This is a genomic window from Paraburkholderia sp. C35 (assembly GCF_003121405.1).
Lineage (GTDB): Bacteria > Pseudomonadota > Gammaproteobacteria > Burkholderiales > Burkholderiaceae > Paraburkholderia.
Genome location: NZ_QBUY01000015.1, coordinates 65,874 through 83,669, shown reverse-complemented (window position 1 = coordinate 83,669; position 17,796 = coordinate 65,874). Strand labels below are relative to the sequence as shown.

Below are 17,796 nucleotides of genomic sequence, written 5' to 3'. Positions count from 1 at the left end.
GGCAAGCCGCGCGCTGATATGGCGGCTCATTCGATCCCGCATCTGTCTGGCGAAGCGCTGCTGGACGACCGTCCATTCCTGAAGCGCCTCGGCCTGTTCGACTGGCTGTTCGCGCTCGCGATGGTGGCAGGCGCGGGCTTCGCGCTGTCGCGCTATCACGAGTACATGAATTACTACGACAAACTGGTGCTGGTGTGCACGGTGCCCGTTTTTGTCGTGCTTGGCTGGCGCTGGAAGCCGGTGCGTCTGCTGATGGCGAGCATCGCCGTGCTGTCGCTGTCGGCGATCCAGATTTACGGCGGTGATCTGGCACGTGCCGATCACGCGTTCTTCCTCAAATACTTCCTGTCGAGCCAGTCGGCCATTCTGTGGATGAGCGCGCTGTTCGTGCTGGCCACGCTGTTCTACTGGATCGGCATGCTGTCGCGCTCGCCGACGGGCGCCGCGATCGGCTCGAAAATGACGTGGGTGGCCGTGCTGATGGGCTTCGTCGGCCTGATGGTGCGTTGGTACGAGTCGTATCTGATCGGCGCGGACGTCGGCCATATTCCTATCTCCAACCTGTACGAAGTGTTCGTGCTGTTCAGCCTGATCACGGCGTTGTTCTACCTGTACTACGAGCAGCACTACAACACGCGCTCGCTCGGCGCGTTCGTGCTGCTGGTGATCAGCGCGGCTGTCGGCTTCCTGATGTGGTACTCGATCGCTCGCGATGCGCAGCAGATCCAGCCGCTCGTCCCCGCGCTCCAAAGCTGGTGGATGAAGATCCACGTGCCGGCAAACTTCATTGGTTATGGCAGCTTCGCGCTGTCGGCGATGGTCGGCGTCGCGTATCTGATGAAAGAACGCGGCGTACTCGCCGACCGACTGCCGACGCTCGACGTGCTCGACGACGTGATGTACAAGTCCATCGCTGTCGGCTTCGCGTTCTTCACCATCGCGACGATTCTCGGCGCGCTGTGGGCCGCCGAAGCTTGGGGCGGCTACTGGAGCTGGGATCCGAAGGAAACGTGGGCGCTGATCGTCTGGCTGAACTATGCCGCCTGGCTGCACATGCGTCTGATGAAAGGCCTGCGCGGCGCCGTGGCGGCCTGGTGGGCGCTGACGGGGCTGCTGGTGACCACCTTCGCGTTCCTCGGCGTCAATATGTTCCTGTCGGGGCTGCATAGCTACGGCAAGCTGTAAGTTCTGCCGGTTCCGAACACCAGAAACCGCCGTGTGCACTGCACCGGCGGTTTTTTTATGCCGATATGGAAGGTTTGTGCGCTGCGTGTGTTAACAGAGCGTAGAACGGCGGCTGTCCTCCGCCAGTCGAATGGATAGCGATCGGGCCGACGCGCCCGGCAAGGAGTTTTCAGTATGTGGATCAAGCGAAGCGACCGTAGCCAGCTGTACGGTGATGACATCGCACGCAGTGAGATCACGCCCCAGCGCGTGTTCGAGAATCGCCGGCGGATATTGCAGGCGGCGGGCGCGATGGCGCTCGGCGGCCTGATCGGCGTGCATGGCGAGGCATTCGCGGAATTTGCGCCGGGCGATCCGAAAGCGCAGAAGCTCGGTGCGAAAACCAATCCGAAGTTCGTCGTCACCGACAAGGTCACGCCGTACAAAGACATCACCACCTACAACAACTTCTACGAGTTCGGCACCGACAAGGCCGACCCCGCGCACAACGCCGGGACGCTGCGGCCGCGTCCGTGGAAGGTGAGTGTCGAAGGCGAGGTGAAGAACGCGAAGGTGTATGACCTCGACGAATTGCTGAAGCTCGCGCCGCTCGAAGAGCGCGTGTACCGGATGCGTTGCGTCGAAGGCTGGTCGATGGTGATTCCGTGGATTGGCGTTCCGCTGTCGGAGATCGTCAAACGCGCACAGCCGACGGCAAATGCGAAATACGTGCAGTTCATCACGCTGGCCGATCCGTCGCAGATGCCGGGACTGTCCGAGCCGATTCTCGAATGGCCGTATTCCGAAGGGCTGCGCATGGACGAAGCGATGAATCCGCTGACGCTGCTGACGATGGGCGTCTACGGTCAGGTGCTGCCGAATCAGAACGGCGCGCCCGTGCGTATCGTCGTGCCGTGGAAGTACGGTTTCAAGAGCGCGAAGTCGCTGGTGAAGATCCGCTTCGTCGACAAGCAGCCGCCGACCAGCTGGAACACCTACGCACCGACGGAATACGGCTTTTATTCGAACGTGAACCCGAATGTGGACCATCCGCGCTGGAGTCAGGCGACCGAGCGTCGGATCGGTGAGGATGGCTTTTTCACGCCGAAGCGCAAGACGCTGATGTACAACGGCTACGGCGATCTGGTCGCTTCGATGTATCAGGGCATGGACCTGAAGAAGAACTTCTGAGGCGGCACGCATGGCAACCGAAACAACCCGACCCGCGAGTGTCAGCACTGCGACGAACACCGTGCGTTCGACGCGCAAAGTGAGCACGAATGCGAACCGCTGGCTCGTGCCGGCGAAGATCGCGGTGTTCGTCGCGGCGCTGTACCCGCTCGCGCGCATCGTGCTGCTCGGCTTCACGGGCGGCCTCGGCGCGAATCCGATCGAGTTCATCACGCGTTCGACAGGCTTGTGGACGCTGGTGTTCATCTGCATCACGCTCGCCGTGACGCCGGTGCGCAAGCTGACGGGCTGGAATGCATTGCTGCGCTTCCGGCGGATGCTCGGCCTCTACGCGTTCTTTTACGGCGCGCTGCATTTCACCACGTACTTCTGGTTCGACAAGTGGTTCGACATTGCCGAAATCGTTAAAGACATCGGCAAGCGACCCTTCATCACCGTCGGCTTCGCGGCGTTTGTTCTGCTGATACCGCTTGCCATAACGTCGCCGAAAGCGATGGTGCGCAAGCTCGGGAGGCGCTGGCAGACGTTGCACCGCGCGATCTACGTGATCGCGGCGCTGGCAATCCTGCATTTCTGGTGGATGAAGGCGGGCAAGCACGACCTGATCTTGCCGAAGATCTACGGTGCGATCGTGATCGCGTTGCTGGGTTGGCGCGTGCTTGTGTGGGCGCGAGACCGGATTCGGCAGCGGGCGAAAGTCTGATTCGATGCGAACCGACAGACGATAAAAAAGGCGATGCGTTGTTAGCGCATCGCTTTTTTGCATTGAGCGTGTCAGCGTTATTGCGGCAAAACGGATTCGCCCGCAAACAGGTCTTTCACTTCTTCGCGCTTGCGCACGACATAGGCCTTGTCGCCGTCGACCATGACTTCGGCTGCACGCGTACGCGTGTTGTAGTTCGAGGCCATCGTGAAACCGTAAGCGCCTGCGGATTGAATCGCGAGCAGATCGCCAGGTTCGACGGCGAGCGCGCGGTCACGTCCGAGCCAGTCGCCGCTTTCGCAGACGGGACCGACGACGTCGTACACGTGCTTGTCGCCGGCGCGCTGCACAACGGCTTCAATTGTGTGATACGCCTCGTACATCGCGGGACGCGCGAGATCGTTCATTGCCGCATCGACGATTGCGAAGTTCTTTTCGGCGCCCGGCTTCAGGAATTCGACGCGCGTGAGCAGCATGCCCGCGTTACCGACCAGCGAACGGCCCGGCTCGAAATACACCTCGCGATGACCATGGCCCCGCGCTTCGATCCGGTCGAGCAGCGTGCGCACGAAGTCGCCGATATCCGGCGGCGTTTCATCGTCGTACGTGATGCCGAGACCGCCGCCCACGTCGATATGCCTGATCTTCACGCCGTCCGCTTCGATCTGTTCGACCAGTTCGAGCAGCTTGTCGACGGCGTCGAGATACGGCGCGACTTCCGTGATCTGCGAACCGATATGGCAGTCGATGCCGACTACATCGAGGTTCTTCATTGCAGCGGCGGCGCGATACGTGGCGCGCGCGTCGTCGAAAGCCACGCCGAACTTGTTCGACTTCAGACCCGTCGAGATATACGGATGCGTCTTCGCATCGACGTCGGGATTCACGCGCAGCGACACGGGCGCTTTCTTGCCCATTTCACCCGCCACCACGTTGAGGCGGTCAAGTTCGGGAATCGATTCGACGTTGAAGCACTTCACGCCGGCCGCGAGCGCCTCGCGCATTTCGGCAACGCTCTTGCCGACGCCCGAAAACACGGTGTTTTCCGCTTTGCCGCCTGCTGCGAGCACGCGCGCCAGTTCGCCGCCCGACACGATGTCGAAGCCCGCGCCCATGCGCGCGAACAGGTTGAGCACGCCGAGATTGCTGTTCGCCTTCACGGCGACGTGCACGGTGGCGCGACGGTCCGCGCAAGCGTCGGCGTACGCGTGCCACGCTTTGCTCAGCGCAGCGCGCGAATAGACGTAGAGCGGCGTGCCGAACTGTTCGGCAAGCGATACGGCGGACACGCCTTCAGCGTGCAACACGCCGTCGACATAGGCAAAAGCGGATTGAGTCATACGACAGTCTTATTGAGCTTCGGACGCGCCGGATGCCGGTTGGGCGGGTGCGTTCGACGACGGCGCGGTGAGCAGTTCGGAATCGGGCGACAGGGACAGCGGCGTACCCGACGTATCCGGAATGGAACCTTCAGCGGTATCAGCGCCGGGCTTCACTTCATCGGACGATGACGGTGTGGTCTGTGCGGTCGGTTTGGCCGGAAGCGGCGGAACGGTCGGCATATACAGCGAACCACGTTGTCCGCAGCCGCTGAGCGCGACACCTGCGACAATAGTGAGAGTCGCTAGAATCGTGGCCTTGGCGCTCGTCCGGAAAACGACTCGCATGACTGTCCCTGAATAATTAATCGCTGGAGTTTAGCATGTCCGACAGTGAATACCTGACCCGCGCCGAGGCCGTGCTGGCAGCCATCGAGCGCTCGATCGACGACGCGGACGCCGACATCGAGTTCGAGCGCAGCGGCAACGTGCTCACGCTCGAATTCGAGAACGGCACCAAGATCATCGTCAATCTGCAGCCGCCGATGCAGGAAATCTGGATCGCCGCGAAGTCGGGCGGCTATCACTTCCGTTACGTCGACGGCGCGTGGAAGGATACGCGCAACGGCACGGAGTTCTACTCGGCGCTGTCCGAGTACGCGACGCAACAGGCTGGCGAGCCGGTGCGGATCGAATCGTGAGCACGGCGTGTCGGCGTGCATGACGCCGACGCCCGCTCGCAGAAACAAAAAAGCCGCCGCGTGTCGTTACGCGGCGGCTTTTTTTGTTGTGCGGCACGCTAGAGCTAGTGACCTTTGAACAGGTTCATGATGTCCTCTTTCTCCTGCGCGCCGACGGCAGCCGGCGCCGCGCTCGCGTCGCTGGCGCCCGGCGGCGGCAGTGTCACACCGACCGTCGACACGAAGCCGTTACCCGGCGTGAAGTCGTCGAAGTACAACTCGTCGCCGATAGACACGACATCTTCGGGCATCGGCATCTTGTACTCGGGCACGCCCTTGAGCGCGCGTCCCATGTAGTCGATCCACACGGGCAGTGCGAGGCCGCCGCCCGTTTCCTTGTCGCCAAGGCTGCGCGGATTGTCGTAGCCCATCCACGCAATTGCGCAGAGCGTGTGCTGATAGCCGGCGAACCACGCGTCGCGCGAATCGTTGGTGGTGCCCGTCTTGCCCGCCAGGTCGGTGCGCTTCAGGACGTTCGACTTGGCGCCCGTGCCGCGCTGCGCGACGCTCATCAGCAGGCTGTTCATCACGTACGCGTTGCGCGACTCGATTGCGTGCGGCGCATTGCTCGCGGCGACGAGGGGATCGGCATGCGCGACCACCATGCCGCGCTGATCGGTGACTTCGGCGATCAGATACGGATTCACGCGATAACCGCCGTTAGCGAACACCGAATACCCAGCCGCCATCTGCAGCGGCGTGACGAGACCGGCGCCGAGCGCCATCGGCAGATAGGCGGGATGACGGTCCGCATCGAAGCCGAAGCGCGTGATGTACTGCTGCGCGTACTTCGTGCCAATGTGATTGAGGATGCGGATCGAGACGAGATTCTTCGATTTCTGCAGCGCCGTGCGCATCGACATCGGACCGTCGAAACCGCCGCCGTAGTTCTTCGGTTCCCACGCCTGGCCACCCGTTTCAGCTGCGCTGAAAAAGAGCGGTGCGTCGTTGATCACGGTGGCCGGCCCGAGACCCTTTTCGAGCGAGGCCGAATAGATGAACGGCTTGAAGCTCGAACCCGGCTGGCGCCATGCCTGCGTGACGTGGTTGAACTTGTTCTTGTTGAAGTCGAAGCCGCCGACCAGCGCCCGGATCGCGCCGTCCTGCGGCACCACGGACACGAACGCGCCTTCGATTTGCGGCAATTGCGTGATCGACCAGTCGCCGTCGTCATTCTTCACGATACGGATGATCGCGCCCGGCCGCACGCGCTGGTTCGGCTGCGCGCGTGCGCTCAGCGCGAAGTTTGCGTAGCGCAGCCCGTCGCCCGTGATCGTCACGGCGTTGCCGTCGATCAGCGTAGCCTGCACCTGCTTCGGACTCGCGGACGTCACGACTGCCGCGATGATCTCGCCGTTGTCGGGATGCTCGAGCAGCGCGTCGTCGATGGCCTGTTCGCGTTCGTCGGCGTCGGCGGGCAGATCGATGAACGCTTCCGGGCCACGATAGCCGTGACGCCGTTCGTAATCCATCAAGCCTTTGCGCAGCGCGCGGTAGGCGGCATCCTGATCGGCGGAATCGATGGTCGTCACGACGTTCAGGCCGCGTGTATAGGCTTCTTCGCGGTATTGCGCGTACATCATCTGCCGCACCATTTCTGCGACGTATTCCGCGTGCACGCTGAATTCCTTGCCCGCGCCCTTCACGATGAGCGGCTGGCGGCTCGCAGTCTCGTACTGGTCCTGCGTGATGTAGCCCAGTTCGAGCATGCGCTGAAGGATGTATTCCTGACGCACTTTCGCGCGTTTCGGATTCACGACCGGGTTATAGGCGGAAGGCGCTTTAGGCAGACCGGCGAGCATCGCGCACTCGGCCAGCGACAGGTCTTTGAGATCCTTGCCGAAGTACACCCGCGCCGCGCTCGCGAAACCATACGCGCGCTGACCGAGATAGATCTGATTCATGTACACCTCGAGAATCTGATCTTTGGTCAGCTTCGATTCGATCTTGTACGCGAGCAACATCTCGTAAATCTTGCGCGTGTAGGTCTTCTCACTGGACAGGAAGAAGTTGCGCGCGACCTGCATCGTGATCGTGCTCGCGCCTTGCGTCGCATGGCCGTTGGTGAGCGCGACCACGCCGGCGCGCGCGATGCCCGTCAGATCGACGCCGCCGTGATCGTAGAAGCGCGCGTCCTCGATCGCGAGCACGGCCTTTTTGAGATTGTCCGGCACTTCGCGCATGTGCACGATGTCACGCCGCTCTTCGCCGAACTCGCCGATCAGCACGTGATCCGCCGTGTAGATGCGCAGCGGCACCTTCGGACGATAGTCGGTGAGGGCGTCGAGCGACGGCAGATTCGGGGTGGCGACCACCAGCGCGTATCCCAGCACGAGCACAGCGCAAATGATTCCTGCAAAGATCAGCCCGACGAAGCCGAAGATGATCTTCAGCCAGAGAGGGCGCTTGCGCTTCTGCGGTGCCGGAGGCGGAGACGTAGGAGTCGTGGATTGCATATGAACACCAGAAAACGGTCCCGCGATTATAGCCGCCTGACCCGGCAGCTTTCGCCGCGCTTACGGTTGCCGCGATGGCAGGACCATGAGAACACTGTAGTGCCTTTGATTGTCGCTGGGTATCTGTTACCCGACCATTAGCCATTCGGCTGAATTTCGCTTGTGCGTCCCGCTGCGCAGAATGCCTTCCGTTGCCCGCGCTGTCCCAGTGCCGCGGGCACTCGTTTTCGTTGGCATCCGAGGGGGAAGCAATGGCGTTAAAAGACTCGTTTCGAATCGCAACGCGGCGTCAGGCCGTCGGTATCGATGTGGGCGCGCAAGCCGTCCGGCTCGTTGTGTTGAGTTGCAATGCACGGAAGAGGGAGCCGGTGCGCATCGAATGCATCGCTTTGCAGCCGCTCGCGCCTGGCGCAATGGCGGGCGCGGAGATCGTCGACCGGCAGGCGGTGGCGCGCATGGTGTGCGAGGCGTTCGGCAATGTGCCGCAGCACTGCATGTCGGGCGCGCTGCGTTGCGCGATGGCGATTCCCGGTTCCGCGACTTTCACCGCGCATCTGCCCGCCGATCGGATGAATGGTGCGCCGTATGGCGACGCATCGTTCGAGCCGGCCGTGCTGATGGAGGCCGAGCGCGTAGCGGGTATCGAGCGGCATGCGCTCGCTGTCGACTGGTACGTGGATGACTCCCCATCGCACCGGGGAGCGGTGGCGATTGCGGCGACGGCACGCGAGCATCTCGAAGCGCGTATCGAATGTGCGGCGATGGCGGGCATCACGCTGACCACGGTCGATGTCGAGCCTCATGCCGCATTGCGCGCACTGCGTCACGCGGCCATTTACGAGCTGGAGTTGCGTGAATCGTATGCGGCAATCTGGATCGGCCGCGATGGCGTGTCGGGCTGGCGGATCGAAGACGAAACCATCGCCGCGGAAATCCGTTATCCGTCGCCCGAGTAGTCGTGGCTTGCCGACGCGATGCGCGATCTCGCGGAAGACGGCCTGAATGTGTGTGCGCTGGGGGGTGGCGAAATCGAACTGCTCGAGGGCGTGTGCTTTTCGCTTGCCGACATCGGTGATGTGCTCGGCTGTTCCGTATTGCCGTTCGACTGCGCTTCGCTGAGCGACGGCAACGTGATACCGCAATCCGACTTGCTGAACGAGGCTTCGTTTGCCGTGGCCTTTGGTCTCGCCTTGCGTGGCATTGCGCAATGATGGCCGTCCACGGGTTCAATCTTTTGCCGCATCGGCAGCGTGACGCACGGCTCGCGCGCCGGCGACGCTATGTCGAATGGGCGAGTGCAGCGCTTTGTGGCTGTGTTGCTGTCGCCTTGCTGGTGGCGTGGCAGACGGTCGAGAGGGTGCGCATCGACGGGGAGCGCGTGTCGGTTGAGCAACGGCTCGTGGCGCTCGCGCCGCAGCTTGCCGAGCATACGCGGCTGACAGGCGAAGCGCGCGATGAGCGCCTGCGAAACGAGCGCGCTGCGACGCTTTCCGCGCCGCTCACCCATCTGCTCGATCTGCTCGAAGCGTTGAGCCGCGAGTCGTCCGAGTCTGTAGTCGTCAGGCAGTTGCAACATCGCGAAAGCGAGACGGAACTGCTGGCGGCTTCGTCGGATCACGCGGCGTCGGCGGCGTGGTTGAACCGGCTCGCCGAACTGAAGGGCGTGAGGGATTCCGATCTGAGCGACGTGCACCGGGCGCCGGCTGCAAAGGACGCTTCTCCGGCGTTTGACGTCACCGCGCATCTGAAATGGGAGCGGCCGCCCGAAAAGCCCAAGGCTTCGGCGACGGCCCGGCAGAACACAAGAGGTAACAAATGAACACTACGATTGCTGGCCGCATCGGTATGCCAACGGCGCGCGCGCGTGGCGCAAACGTGCTACTGCAGCGCCTGCGCGTGCCACTCGAAGCGTGGAGTGCGAAGCGGCGTTGGCTTGTCATGTCGATTGTCGCGATGATCGCGTTTGCGCTGGGCGCAAATGCGTGGCTCACGGCGGACATGAGCGGCTTGCAGGCGAGCCGCCATGCGTTGTCGGAGGCACAGCGCAAACTGAGCGAAGCCGAGAAAGCCGGTGCGCAGTTGCCGTCGATGCGCAAGGATGCAATCGCTACGCCGATGCCCGCAAACTGGACCTCGGCAGACGACATCCGCGTGATTTCGCAACTCGCCACGCGCAACGACGTGACACTGCTGGGCGTCGAGCCGGGCCTCGTGACGGGCAGCGGACTCGACGCGATGCGTCCGTTGCGCGTGACGGCTCAGGCCGATTTCGACCACATCGCCGATTTTCTCGAAGCACTTGCCAGCTTGCCCGTGCTGGTCGTGCCCGAGGAGGTGACGCTCAAACGCCAGCGCGACAGCTTGCAGCTCAACGCCACGCTGCGTTCGTTCAGCGCGATTCATCCTGTGCAGACGGCCGCGCACCGAAGCGTGCGCGACGATCCCGACGCGTTCGATCCCGACGAAGAGATCGTGTTCTACGATCCGTTTCAGCCGGCTGTCTCTACGCCGGCGCCGGAAGACGCTTTGTCATCGATGCGGCTGGTCGGGCTGCTCGCCGATCGCCTGCGTGGTCTCGCACTGATCGAGACGGGCGACAACGCCCAGACGCTCGAAGCGGGCCAGCAGTGGGGCGACGAGCGTGTTGCGCAGGTCGATGCCAGCGCGCTCACGCTGGCAAAGCGCGATGGCAGCCTGTATTCGCTGACGCTCGCGGAGGTCGTCGAATGAAGCGGTTTCTCGCCATACGTTCGTTGATCGCGTGCGCTATGTTCGCGGCGATGGCGGCACGCGCATCGCTGCCGCCGCTTCCCGCCGACATGCCTCTCGACGATACGCTCACACCGTCCGGCATGCCGCCGCTGCCGCGCGTGATTACGACGGATGTTGCCAATCCCTTCGAGCCAGGTGCAACAGGCGTAGCCGCAACGGCGGGACGCGACGCGCAGACATCGCTGGATGCCGACGAACCGCCCGCCGTCGGGCGCAGCGACGCCGACACTGCGCCGCGACGGCAATCCGATACGCAAACGGACGCGCTCGAAGGGCCGCCCGTTCCGCTCGCGCCCGCAACGCGTTTGAGCACGAGTGCGTCAACATCATTGCCCGCCGACCGGCCGATCACGCTGCATTTCCAGCGCGCCGAACTGGGCGCCGTGCTCGGCGCGTTTGCGAAATTCACCGGCCTGAATATCGTTGCCAGCGATAAGGCGCGCGGCTCGGTCACGCTGCATCTGGACAACGTGCCGTGGCGCGCCGCGTTCGATACCTTGCTCGACATCAACGGTCTTGCGATGGAACAGCGCGGTAACGTGATCTGGGTCGCGCCGCAATCCGAACTGGCGGCGCGCGAGCGTCAGCGCTTCGAGGCGCACGCGCGCGCGGCCGATCTGGAGCCGCTCGCGAGCCGCACCTTCGAGCTGCACTACGCGCACGCCGAGGAGCTGCGCAAGCTGTTGACGGCGTCGGGCAGCCAGCGCGTGCTGTCGAAGCGTGGCGCGGCGATGGCCGATCCGCGCACCAATCTGCTGTTCGTTACCGACCTCGACGCGCGTCTCAGCCAGATCGCCGATTTGATCGCCTCGCTGGATCGGCCCACGCGCCAGGTGCTGATCGAGGCGCGCATCGTGGAAGCGGAGAAAGGGTTTTCGCGCAATCTGGGCGTCAAGCTGGCGATGGTCGGCACGAACGAGGACGGCAAGACGGAGGGCGTGGTCGGTGGCAAGGACGGCGCGATCTTCGATCTGTCGGCGCGGCCGATTTCCGGCTTCGACGCGGCCCCCGCGGGTTTCACGCTGTTCGCCGCGCAGGCGACGCGGCTCCTCAACATCGAGCTGAGCGCGCTCGAAGCAGAAGGGCTCGGTCGGATCGTGTCGAGTCCGCGCGTCGTTACGGCGGACCGGATGAAGGCAATCGTCGAGCAGGGCACCGAGCTGCCGTATCAGGCAAAAGTCGGGCAGGGCGTGTCGGGTGTGCAGTTTCGCCGCGCCAGCCTCAAACTGGAGGTCGAGCCGCAGATTACGCCGGACGGTCGCGTCGTGCTGGATCTCGACGTCGCCAAGGACAGCGTCGGCGAGCAGACGGCCTCCGGGCCGGCCATCAACACGAAACACGTGCAGACACGTGTCGAAGTGGAAGACGGCGGAACGGTGTCGATCGGCGGAATTTACGAGTCCGATGACCGCGATGATGTGACGCGCGTGCCGCTCCTGGGCAAAATACCGCTTTTGGGCGCTTTTTTCCGCCATCGCGCGCATCGCGACCTGACCAGCGAACTCGTCGTTTTCATCACGCCGAGGGTTGTGCAGACAAATTGACGGATCGGCGGCAAAGCGCCACGGGCGCGGGCTGCAGGCAAGGCGGGCGGGAGGCGCGCCGGCCTTCAGGCTCGACAAGGCAGGCGCTTTGCCAGTAAGCTGCCGCACGAACTTCACCGGATTAGCCAGAGGATAAGTTGCAAGCGCGGGACGCACACGCCAATGTTTTTTTTGTAGGGCTCATGGGGGCAGGCAAGACCACCGTGGGCCGGGCCGTGGCACGCCGGCTGGATCGCCCGTTCTTCGACTCCGATCATGAAATCGAGGCGCGCACAGGCGCGCGCATCCCGGTTATCTTCGAGATGGAAGGCGAAGCGGGCTTTCGCGACCGCGAGTCGCAGGTGATCGCCGAGCTGACCGGGCGCGACAGTATCGTCCTCGCCACGGGCGGCGGCGCGGTGCTGCGCCCGGAAAACCGCGCGGCGCTGCGTGCGCACGGCGTGGTCGTCTATCTGCGCGCCAACCCGCACGATCTCTGGCTGCGCACGCGGCGCGACAAGAACCGTCCGCTTTTGCAGACCGAGGACCCGAAAGGACGCCTCGAAGCGCTCTACGAGGTGCGCGATCCGCTTTACCGCGAATGCGCCGATTTCGTGATCGAAACGGGCCGTCCGTCTGTCAACGGGCTCGTCAACATGGTGCTGATGCAGCTCGAGATGGCGGGCGTGGCCAAATCTCCTGCGTCATAATGACGAGATGAATCCCATGATTACCGTCAATGTCGAACTGGGCGAACGTGCCTATCCCATCCATATCGGCGCCGATCTGATCGGCCAGACCGAGCTGTTCGCGCCGCACATTCGCGGTGCGTCGGTGACGATCGTCACCAACACGACGGTCGATCCGCTCTACGGCGACAAGCTACGCCAGGCGCTCGCGCCGCTCGGCAAGGATGTGACGACGGTCGTGCTGCCCGACGGCGAGGCGTACAAGAACTGGGAAACGCTGAATCTGATTTTCGACGCGCTGCTGGGCGCGCGCGCCGACCGCAAGACTACGCTGATCGCGCTCGGCGGCGGCGTGATCGGTGATATGACGGGTTTCGCGGCTGCCTGCTATATGCGCGGCGTGCCGTTTATCCAGGTGCCGACCACGTTGCTCTCGCAGGTCGATTCGTCGGTGGGCGGCAAGACGGGCATCAATCACCCGCTCGGCAAGAACATGATCGGTGCGTTCTACCAGCCGCAAGCTGTGATCGCCGATATCGGCGCGCTGCGCACGCTGCCGCCGCGCGAACTGGCGGCGGGCGTCGCCGAAGTCATCAAGACGGGCGCGATTGCCGACGCCGCGTTCTTCGACTGGATCGAAGCGAATATCGAAGCGCTGAATCGCTGTGAGCCAGAAGCGCTTGCCGAGGCGGTCAAGCGGTCGTGCGAGATCAAGGCATCGGTGGTGGCTGCGGACGAACGCGAAGGCGGCCTGCGCGCAATCCTCAACTTCGGCCATACGTTTGGTCACGCGATCGAAGCAGGCCTCGGCTATGGTGAGTGGCTGCATGGCGAGGCAGTCGGCTGCGGGATGGTGATGGCGGCGGATCTGTCCGTGCGTCTCGGCCATCTCGACGAAGCTGCGCGCAAGCGGCTCGTCGCCGTCATCGAAGCCGCGCATCTGCCCACGCGGGCACCTACGCTCGGCGCATCGCGCTATGTCGATCTGATGCGCGTCGACAAGAAGGCGGAAGCAGGTGAGATCAAGTTCATCCTGCTGAAGCGGTTCGGCGACACACTGATCACCCCCGCCCCTGACGGCGTAGTGCTCGAGACACTCGAAGCCAGCGTCAACACCTGACGCGGCGCGCAGCGGCACAGTACAGCGGCCGTCGCATCTGATTCGGAGATATCGGTGAGTGAAATACGCAGCGACAATCTGAGCGAATCATTCGACGCTCCCGCACAGCCTGCTTCCAGACCTGCCGCAGGCGCCGTGTCGCTGCCTACCATCGCCGCTCTCGAAGCGCATCTCGCGCCGTATGCCGCGCATTCATCGCAATCGCGCGGCCGGCGTCATCACGAAGCGCCGCCGAGCGCGCGTACCGAGTTCCAGCGCGACCGCGATCGCATCGTTCATTCAACCGCTTTCCGCCGGCTCGAATACAAGACGCAGGTCTTCGTGAATCACGAAGGCGATCTGTTTCGCACGCGTCTCACGCATAGTCTCGAAGTCGCGCAGATTGCGCGATCCGTTGCACGCAATCTGCGCGTCAACGAAGATCTCGTCGAAGCGATCTCGCTGGCGCACGATCTTGGCCACACGCCGTTCGGTCATGCCGGGCAGGACGCGCTCAACGAATGCATGCGCGATCACGGTGGCTTCGAGCACAACTTGCAGAGCCTCGCTGTCGTCGACGATCTCGAAGAGCACTACGGCGCATTCGACGGTCTCAATCTCTGCTTCGAAACGCGCGAAGGCATTCTCAAGCATTGCTCACGCGACAATGCACGGCGCCTGGGCGAACTGGGCGAGCGTTTTCTGCAAGGCAGACAGCCATCGATCGAAGCGCAGATCGCCAATCTCGCCGACGAAATCGCATACAACAATCACGATGTCGACGACGGTCTGCGCTCCGGTCTGCTCACCGTCGATCAACTCGCGGAAGTGGAATTGTGGCGCGTGCACTACGAGTCGGCGCGGCGCGATTATCCGCATATCGAAGGGCGCAGGCTAATTCACGAAACCGTGCGGCGCATCATCAACGCGCTGATCGTGGATCTGATCGACACCACTACGCGCAATATCGCGCGGCATGCGCCCGCGTCGCTGGATGACGTGCGGCGTGCGCCGCCGCTCGTCGCGCACAGTGACGACGTCGCCGCTCAGGCGACGGCCCTCAAGCGGTTTCTCTTCAAGAACCTGTATCGCCACTATCGCGTGATGCGCATGGCGAACAAGGCGCAGCGCGTGATCGCCGGTCTGTTCGATGCGTTCATCGCCGATCCCCGGCTGCTGCCGCCCGCGTATCAGACGACGGACGCGTCGAAGCAGCCGCGCCTGATCGCGCATTACATCGCGGGCATGACGGATCGGTATGCGGCGAAGGAGTATCAGCGGCTGTTCGTGGTGGACGGCGAATGACGCGCTGACGCACGGCGCTTCATCCGACTAGCGCCATGCAACCGCTATCTGCGTTCCGCAACCTGCCGATAGTCGCGATAGTCCCGATAATCAGGAAAGCGGCGCGCGAGCCACACGCGCTCCGCGTCCGCGTCCATCTTCGTCGCGATCACCTGTCGAGTTCTCGCGCAGACTGGCCACGCAACAGAATCGGCCGAACAGGCGCTTACCGCGCGCCGCCGCGTGCAATCAATGCACCCGCAATCAGCGCGATTCCGCCAACCACGGCAATCGTGCGCCACGGATTTTCGTGCACATATTCATCTGCATCGTGCATCGCGGCTTCGGCGCGTTCGCGCATGGCATCGCGCGTGTCGTTCAGGCGCGTGCGCGCGTCGTCGAGGCGCTTGCGCAGTTGCGTGCGCAACACGGCTCCGTCGGCCTGTGTGCCGTCGCCCAGAGTGTTTTCGAGTTCGTTCATGAGCGTGCGCAGTTCGGTTGCAATGTCTTCCGCGGCATGTCGGCTGTGGCGCGCAATGCGGCGTGCGCGGCGGCCTGCCGTGGTCCAGGATTCGCCCAGGGCATCTCGCGTATTGGGTAGTGCAGTCATGGTCGCTCCGTCGATGAGGGTGGTTGAACATCTCCGCAACACAGCGCGGGAAAATTCCTCTGACGCAACTTCGATGCCCGCCAGGCGACGCTCGTCGCTCAAGCTGATTTCTCAGGCTTTTCGTATGGATCGATGCACGTTGCATCCGGCAGAAATTGCATCGAAGACGCGCGCGGCTCAGTCAAATTTACAACGGCTGGCGCAGATGAAGTGCCGCGAGGGCGTGTATGGCAGGAATGATGTCGCGAACCGTCGGAGACGGATGTGGCCGCATACAGGTATCGTTAGCGCATGGAACAACGCCGATGCGGTTTTATGCATCGGCGTTGTTCAAGCCCGAAAATCTCGACTACCCTGTTGTCTTAGAACCGGTAACCGATGTTCACGTAGGTGACGATCGGATTGAGCTTGATCTTCGTCTGCGATTGCACATTGACGGTGCCGATCGGCGTTTGCGCCTGGGTGTTCAGCTTGGCCGTCGTCGACAGCGGCAGATACGAGATCGAGAAGCCTGCGAACCAGTGATCGGTGAATGCGTAAGTGAAGCCGGCATTAAACCCGGGCTCCCACGAACTATCCGTCGTGACCGTGGTCGGACCATGAAGTACGTTGGCTTCGAAGGCGCCGTTCGTGATCTTCTCGTCGGTGAACGAGCCGCGGCTCACGCCAAGACCCAGCTACGGACGGAACTTCGCTTGCGGCTGGTTGAAGTAGTACTGGAACAGCAGCGTGGGGCTCCACTGTTTCGCCGAGCCGAGTTTGCCGTATTGCTGGAATGCGCCCGTGCCCTTCAGGTCGAACTGCGGCGGCACGCCGATCACGAATTCTGTGGCGATATGGTCGGTGACGAAGTAGCCGCCGGTGAAGCCGATGGTGTCGCCAGCGCCGAGTTCGGCGCCCGTATTGGGCACGGTGATGTTAACGGGCGTACCGTTGACGTTTGTCTCTCTCAACGGCTGACTACTGGATTGAGGCGCGAGATGGAACCACCCTGTTGTAACGATGAAAGTACCGGCCGATTGCGCGTGCGCTGTGGTTGTTATGCAAGCGAGTGCCGCGACCCCCAAGGCCTGTTTTAATTTCATTTGTGCTCCTCCAAAAAAGGCCCGCCAATTATGACCACAACGTTTCAAACAAACCATACGCGCCGGCTAGAGCGTTCTGCCTAGGCTTTATGCCGTTTCCGGCAGAGCCGCTTGGCGCGGGAGGCCGCGCCGGCGCTGCTTTTCGGACCTTCGGGTATGTACCAACGCGACTTTGGATAATCCAGCATGGCACGGCTTGCACGTCTTTATGTCCCCGACCAGCCGCAGCATGTGATCCTGCGCGGACTCGACCAGCAGCCCGCATTCGTCGACGACCAGGATTACGAGCTGTTCATCGATTGCCTGAAGGCGGCTTCGCGCGATCACCATCTGTCTGTTCATGCATACGCGCTGATGCCCGGCGCGGTGCAACTGCTCGTCACGCCCACCGACGAATCGAGTCTGCCCAAAGCAATGCAGGCTGTCGGCAGGCGTTACGTCGCGCACTTCAATCGCCGTTACTCGCGGCGCGGCACGTTGTGGGAAGGCCGCTACCGCGCAACGGTGATCGAAGGCGAGAAGTACTTTCTGCTCGCGAGCCGCGTGGTCGAACTGTCGCCGGTGCGCAACCAGCTGGTCGGCGCACCCGAAGACTACCGATGGTCCAGTTATCGGCATCACATCGGCTTAACCTTAGATAGTCTGATCACCGATCATCGTTTGTATTGGTCTTTGGGCAATACGCCGTTCGAAAGACAGCGCGCGTATCGCGAGTTGTGCGAGCAGCCGCTCGATGAACGCGAGACCAATCAGCTGCAGCAAGCCACGCTAAAAGGCTGGGTTCTGGGTAGCGATTCGTATCGGGAATGGGCGGCGCGGGCGGCAAATCGCCGGGTGTCGCCGCTGCCGCGCGGGCGGCCGCGCAAGGTTCGAGAGACGCCACAGACCCAATAAAAAGCGCTTTGCGCTCAATGACTTGTCGGTGGCGGTTAGAAGCGAACGGCATCCCTGCATGCCGTTTTCTTTTGCCCTGTTTTGATATGGAACCAATTAATTGGGAGGAAAATGCACCATATTGATAATTGGGGTTCGAACATCACATTTTGTTTGCTATTCCTTTGATTCGTCGCGTATATTCCGATTTCCGGCCTGCCGATGTGCAACTGCAATATCGCGCGTCCGTGGCCGCCCGCGCGGTCGAAGCTCACACCGCGGGCAACA

15 protein-coding genes and 2 pseudogenes are annotated in these 17,796 nt (G+C 62.7%); 12 read left to right on the top strand and 5 right to left on the bottom strand.

All coding sequences use genetic code 11. The features are described 5' to 3' along the window. Positions 1-18 precede the first annotated feature (18 nt). The 3 genes from ccsB to msrQ all read left to right on the top strand — a co-directional run bounded on the left by ccsB (position 19) and on the right by msrQ (position 3,058). Complete coding sequence (gene ccsB, locus DK391_RS12585) at positions 19-1,185, top strand: c-type cytochrome biogenesis protein CcsB (protein WP_239482803.1); 1,167 nt, start codon at positions 19-21, stop codon at positions 1,183-1,185. A 174-nt stretch (positions 1,186-1,359) separates the two neighbouring features. Beyond that, positions 1,360-2,355, top strand: a complete 996-nt coding sequence (gene msrP, locus DK391_RS12580; RefSeq protein WP_109478331.1) for a protein-methionine-sulfoxide reductase catalytic subunit MsrP — start codon at positions 1,360-1,362, stop codon at positions 2,353-2,355. Between the two features lie 10 nt (positions 2,356-2,365). Beyond that, on the top strand, positions 2,366-3,058 hold the full coding sequence (msrQ, locus tag DK391_RS12575) for a protein-methionine-sulfoxide reductase heme-binding subunit MsrQ (protein ID WP_109478330.1): 693 nt from the start codon (positions 2,366-2,368) through the stop codon (positions 3,056-3,058). A gap of 77 nt (positions 3,059-3,135) precedes the next feature. On the opposite strand, the gene lysA is transcribed toward msrQ, so the two are convergent. Together lysA and DK391_RS12565 are read right to left on the bottom strand one after the other, a co-directional pair. Then, positions 3,136-4,398, bottom strand: a complete 1,263-nt coding sequence (gene lysA, locus DK391_RS12570) for a diaminopimelate decarboxylase (protein WP_109478329.1) — start codon at positions 4,396-4,398, stop codon at positions 3,136-3,138. A 9-nt stretch (positions 4,399-4,407) separates the two neighbouring features. Further along, positions 4,408-4,725: a lipoprotein gene (locus DK391_RS12565; protein ID WP_109478328.1), complete on the bottom strand. Its 318-nt coding sequence runs from the start codon at positions 4,723-4,725 to the stop codon at positions 4,408-4,410. A gap of 35 nt (positions 4,726-4,760) precedes the next feature. On the opposite strand from DK391_RS12565, the gene cyaY reads away from it, so the two are divergent. After that, positions 4,761-5,078, top strand: coding sequence for an iron donor protein CyaY (gene cyaY / locus DK391_RS12560; protein ID WP_109478327.1), 318 nt, complete (start codon positions 4,761-4,763; stop codon positions 5,076-5,078). A 104-nt stretch (positions 5,079-5,182) separates the two neighbouring features. On the opposite strand, the gene DK391_RS12555 is transcribed toward cyaY, so the two are convergent. After that, positions 5,183-7,573, bottom strand: a complete 2,391-nt coding sequence (locus DK391_RS12555; RefSeq protein WP_109478326.1) for a penicillin-binding protein 1A — start codon at positions 7,571-7,573, stop codon at positions 5,183-5,185. A gap of 251 nt (positions 7,574-7,824) precedes the next feature. Between DK391_RS12555 and pilM the strand changes: the two are divergent. The 7 genes and pseudogenes from pilM to DK391_RS12520 all read left to right on the top strand — a co-directional run bounded on the left by pilM (position 7,825) and on the right by DK391_RS12520 (position 14,961). Continuing rightward, positions 7,825-8,784 (top strand): annotated as a pseudogene (gene pilM, locus DK391_RS12550) (pilus assembly protein PilM). Beyond that, positions 8,781-9,392: a fimbrial assembly protein gene (locus tag DK391_RS12545; protein WP_109478325.1), complete on the top strand. Its 612-nt coding sequence runs from the start codon at positions 8,781-8,783 to the stop codon at positions 9,390-9,392. The pseudogene pilM and the gene DK391_RS12545 overlap by 4 nt, the downstream one beginning before the upstream one ends. After that, positions 9,389-10,303, top strand: coding sequence for a type 4a pilus biogenesis protein PilO (gene pilO, locus DK391_RS12540; RefSeq protein WP_109478324.1), 915 nt, complete (start codon positions 9,389-9,391; stop codon positions 10,301-10,303). The genes DK391_RS12545 and pilO overlap by 4 nt, the downstream gene beginning before the upstream one ends. Beyond that, complete coding sequence (pilQ, locus tag DK391_RS12535; RefSeq protein WP_109478323.1) at positions 10,300-11,889, top strand: type IV pilus secretin PilQ; 1,590 nt, start codon at positions 10,300-10,302, stop codon at positions 11,887-11,889. The genes pilO and pilQ overlap by 4 nt, the downstream gene beginning before the upstream one ends. A gap of 137 nt (positions 11,890-12,026) precedes the next feature. Beyond that, positions 12,027-12,578: a shikimate kinase gene (locus tag DK391_RS12530; RefSeq protein ID WP_109478322.1), complete on the top strand. Its 552-nt coding sequence runs from the start codon at positions 12,027-12,029 to the stop codon at positions 12,576-12,578. Between the two features lie 7 nt (positions 12,579-12,585). Next, positions 12,586-13,677, top strand: coding sequence for a 3-dehydroquinate synthase (gene aroB / locus DK391_RS12525; protein WP_109478321.1), 1,092 nt, complete (start codon positions 12,586-12,588; stop codon positions 13,675-13,677). A 54-nt stretch (positions 13,678-13,731) separates the two neighbouring features. Then, entirely contained in the window at positions 13,732-14,961 is a 1,230-nt protein-coding gene (locus DK391_RS12520) for a deoxyguanosinetriphosphate triphosphohydrolase (protein ID WP_109478320.1), read from the top strand. A 205-nt stretch (positions 14,962-15,166) separates the two neighbouring features. Here DK391_RS12520 and DK391_RS12515 read toward each other — a convergent pair whose 3' ends face one another. Together DK391_RS12515 and DK391_RS12510 are read right to left on the bottom strand one after the other, a co-directional pair. Next, positions 15,167-15,550, bottom strand: a complete 384-nt coding sequence (locus DK391_RS12515; RefSeq protein WP_109478319.1) for a DUF883 family protein — start codon at positions 15,548-15,550, stop codon at positions 15,167-15,169. A gap of 362 nt (positions 15,551-15,912) precedes the next feature. Beyond that, a pseudogene (locus tag DK391_RS12510) lies at positions 15,913-16,635 on the bottom strand (OmpW family outer membrane protein). A 186-nt stretch (positions 16,636-16,821) separates the two neighbouring features. Here DK391_RS12510 and DK391_RS12505 point away from each other — a divergent pair. Beyond that, positions 16,822-17,529, top strand: a complete 708-nt coding sequence (locus DK391_RS12505) for a transposase (protein WP_109478318.1) — start codon at positions 16,822-16,824, stop codon at positions 17,527-17,529. Positions 17,530-17,796: the final 267 nt, after the last annotated feature.

Coding starts and splice junctions, on each gene's coding strand:
- lysA (WP_109478329.1), bottom strand. CDS start 4,398: ATGACTCAATCCGCTTTTGCCTATGTCGACGGCGTGTTGCACGCTGAA.
- DK391_RS12545 (WP_109478325.1), top strand. CDS start 8,781: ATGATGGCCGTCCACGGGTTCAATCTTTTGCCGCATCGGCAGCGTGAC.
- aroB (WP_109478321.1), top strand. CDS start 12,586: ATGAATCCCATGATTACCGTCAATGTCGAACTGGGCGAACGTGCCTAT.
- DK391_RS12555 (WP_109478326.1), bottom strand. CDS start 7,573: ATGCAATCCACGACTCCTACGTCTCCGCCTCCGGCACCGCAGAAGCGC.
- cyaY (WP_109478327.1), top strand. CDS start 4,761: ATGTCCGACAGTGAATACCTGACCCGCGCCGAGGCCGTGCTGGCAGCC.
- DK391_RS12515 (WP_109478319.1), bottom strand. CDS start 15,550: ATGACTGCACTACCCAATACGCGAGATGCCCTGGGCGAATCCTGGACC.
- DK391_RS12505 (WP_109478318.1), top strand. CDS start 16,822: ATGGCACGGCTTGCACGTCTTTATGTCCCCGACCAGCCGCAGCATGTG.
- pilO (WP_109478324.1), top strand. CDS start 9,389: ATGAACACTACGATTGCTGGCCGCATCGGTATGCCAACGGCGCGCGCG.
- msrP (WP_109478331.1), top strand. CDS start 1,360: ATGTGGATCAAGCGAAGCGACCGTAGCCAGCTGTACGGTGATGACATC.
- msrQ (WP_109478330.1), top strand. CDS start 2,366: ATGGCAACCGAAACAACCCGACCCGCGAGTGTCAGCACTGCGACGAAC.
- ccsB (WP_239482803.1), top strand. CDS start 19: ATGGCGGCTCATTCGATCCCGCATCTGTCTGGCGAAGCGCTGCTGGAC.
- DK391_RS12565 (WP_109478328.1), bottom strand. CDS start 4,725: ATGCGAGTCGTTTTCCGGACGAGCGCCAAGGCCACGATTCTAGCGACT.
- pilQ (WP_109478323.1), top strand. CDS start 10,300: ATGAAGCGGTTTCTCGCCATACGTTCGTTGATCGCGTGCGCTATGTTC.